The sequence below is a fragment of the Kitasatospora sp. NPDC007106 genome (assembly GCF_040634455.1).
Taxonomy (GTDB): domain Bacteria; phylum Actinomycetota; class Actinomycetes; order Streptomycetales; family Streptomycetaceae; genus Kitasatospora; species Kitasatospora arboriphila.
In genome coordinates this window covers 1-2,649 of the sequence record NZ_JBEYFP010000788.1, presented here as the reverse complement: position 1 = coordinate 2,649, position 2,649 = coordinate 1, and the positions used below count along the sequence as shown (strand labels likewise).

2 protein-coding genes are annotated in these 2,649 nt (G+C 76.7%); both read right to left on the bottom strand.

Annotated elements, in window-relative coordinates; translation table 11 throughout:
- Nucleotides 1-55: 55 nt before the first annotated feature.
- Nucleotides 56-1,195: an LLM class flavin-dependent oxidoreductase gene (locus ABZ641_RS32335; protein ID WP_359987618.1), complete on the bottom strand. Its 1,140-nt coding sequence runs from the start codon at nucleotides 1,193-1,195 to the stop codon at nucleotides 56-58.
- 38 nt (nucleotides 1,196-1,233) lie between these two features.
- A complete protein-coding gene (locus ABZ641_RS32330; protein ID WP_359987615.1) occupies nucleotides 1,234-2,409 on the bottom strand; it encodes an acyl-CoA dehydrogenase family protein in 1,176 nt (391 codons plus the stop codon).
- Nucleotides 2,410-2,649 lie beyond the last annotated feature (240 nt).

Genomic DNA, 2,649 nt, shown 5'->3' with positions numbered 1-2,649 from the left:
GTGCCGGCCGTCGGCGTCCAGTGGCCGGCACGACGGACCTCGGCGGCGACGGCCGTCATCGGACGGCCGCCGGCACGGTGTCGGCGGGCTCGGCTGCGGTGGCGTCCCGGCGGGCGACCTCGGCCCGGACCAGCGGCAGCAGCTCGCGGCCGTAGTCGACGGCGTCGTCCAGCGGGTCGTAGCCGCGGATGAGCAGGGTGGTGACGCCCAGGTCGACGTAGTCCAGCAGGGCCTGGGCGACGGTCTCGGGGGTGCCGACCAAGGCGGTGGAGTTGCCGGCCGCGCCGGTGGCGGCGGCGGGGGCCGTCCACAGCGCCCGGTCGTGCCGGTCGGCCTTGGCGGCGGCGGCGAGCAGGCGCTGGGAGCCGACGTTCTGCGGGGTGGCGCCGGGCCCGGTGGGGAGCACGGCGCGGCGCCCGCCGAACGCGTCGCCGCGACCCCGGATGGTGTCGAGGATGCGGTGGGCGCGGTCCCAGGCCTCGTCCTCGGTCCGGCCGAGGATCGGCCGGAAGGAGACGCTGAAACCGGGCGGGGTGGTGCGGCCGGCAGCCTCGGCGGCGGCGTGGACGCGGCCGATCTGTTCGGCCGTCTCGGCGAGCGGCTCGCCCCACAGCGCGAAGGTGTCGGCGTGCTTGCCGCCGACCCGGTAGGCGGCCTCGGAGGAGCCGCCGAAGTAGAGCGGGATGCGAGGCTGCTGCGCGGGGCGGACCTCGGAGTGGAAGTCGGCGAAGCGGTAGTGCGGGCCGTCGTGGTCGAAGGGCTTCTCCTCCGTCCAGGCCCGCTTGAGGACGGTGAGGTAGTCGTCGGTGCGCGCGTAGCGCTCGTCCTTGGTGAGGTAGTCGCCGTCGCGGCGCTGCTCGGCGTCGTGGCCGCCGGTGATGATGTGGACGGCGACGCGGCCGCCGGAGAACTGGTCGAGGGTGGCGAAGGTGCGTGCGGCGACCGTCGGGGCGATGAAGCCGGGGCGGTGGGCGATCAGCAGGCCGAGCCGCTCGGTGTGCGCGGCGGCGTACGCGGCGACCTGGTTGGGGTCGGGGCTGGCGGAGGAGTGCGCGACGAGGATCCGGTCGAAGCCGGCCTCCTCGTGGGCCCGGGCGAAGCGGCGGGTGTAGTCGGCGTCGACGACGGGGCCGCGCGCGGGGCGGGTCTCGGAGACGTCGTGGGTGGAGATCATGCCGATGAACTCGACAGGCACGGTCGGTTCCCTTCTGTGGTGGCGGTGGTGTCGGCGAGTCAGGGGGCGGTACGAGCGAGGCCGGCGCGGCCTGCGGCGAGCAGGACGGCGTCGTCCTGCGGGGTGTGCACCCGGCTGCAGAGCACGTCGCGCAGGTGGCGCTGGAGCGGGTGCTGACGGGTGAGTCCGTGGTTGCCGACCAGGGCGACGGCCTGCTGGACGGCCTCCACGGCGGCGCGGGTGCCGAGCACCTTGGCGCCGGCCGACTCCTCGGCGGCGCCCGGTTCTCCGGCGTCGACGGCGGCGGCGAGCGCGGCGGTGAGGCGTTCGGCGCCGGCGAGGGCGGTGTCGATCTCGCCGACGGCGCTCTGGAAGCGCGGCAGGGTGGCGAGAGGTACGCCGAGGGCGCTGGGGGTGCGCTCGTGCAGGAAGCCGATGAGCCAGGCGCGGGCGGCCCGGCCGACGCCGAGGTAGAGGGCGGTCAGCCCGAGGGCGTTCCAGGCGCCGGCGACGGCGTCGCGGCCGCCCTCGGCACCGGGCGGGCCCAGGTGTGTGACCCGGTCGAGCGACACCGGGACGGCGTCCAACAGCACGTCGTCGCTGCGGCTGGCCCGCAGCCCGAGGTGGTCCCAGGTGGGTTCGACGGTGATGCCGGGGCTGTCCGCGCGGACGAGGAAGGAGCCGACCCTGGGTTCGGGCTCGTCGGTGCGGGCCCAGACCAGCATCCAACGCAGTGCTTCGGCGCCGGTCGACCAGATCTTGCGGCCGGTCAGCTCCCAGCGGTCGCCGCGGCGCCGGGCGACGGTGGCGGGCAGCCCGCCGCGGACGGGACTGCCGAGGTCGGGCTCGACGCGCAGCGCGTTGACCAGGACAGGCCGCCGGGCGGACTCGTCGAGCAGGTCGGCGAGCGCGTCGGCCGGCCAGTGCGGACGGCGCGCCTGTGCCGCATGGACGAACAGGGTCATCGCGGTGACCAGCGCGACCGCCGGGTCACCCGCTCCGAGGGCGCGCAGGATGCGGACGGTGTCGGCCAGCCCGGCGCCCGGACCGCCGTGCCGCTCGGCCACGGTGGCCGTCAACAGCCCTGCCCGGTGGACGAGTTCGAAGTCAAGGGAGGGGAAACTACCGTCGCGGTCGTGCTCGGCGGCGCACCCGGCGAGGGCGGCGGTGAGCTCGGGCAGCCGGTCGAGGTCGGGCGGCGGGAGGGTGGTCGGTGCGGCGGGGGCGGTGGTCATCGAGGAATCTCCCGGGCAGGGGCGGACGCCGCCGGGACGGGGACGGCGAGGGCGGGACGGAAGGGCCTGCGCTTCCTCAGCCGGCGGGCCGGGTGCGCCAGTCGGGGGCGTGGTGGCAGGCGGCGCTGTGCCCGGGGCGGACTTCGGTCGCGGCGGGGCGGGGCGCGCAGTCGGCGTCCGCGAACGGGCAGCGGTGGGCAAAGGCGCAGCCGGAGGAGGCCTGCGGGCGGGCGGCGGGGG

Excerpts from the sequence above, each read along its gene's own strand:
- ABZ641_RS32330 (WP_359987615.1), bottom strand. The coding sequence starts at position 2,409 with ATGACCACCGCCCCCGCCGCACCGACCACCCTCCCGCCGCCCGACCTC.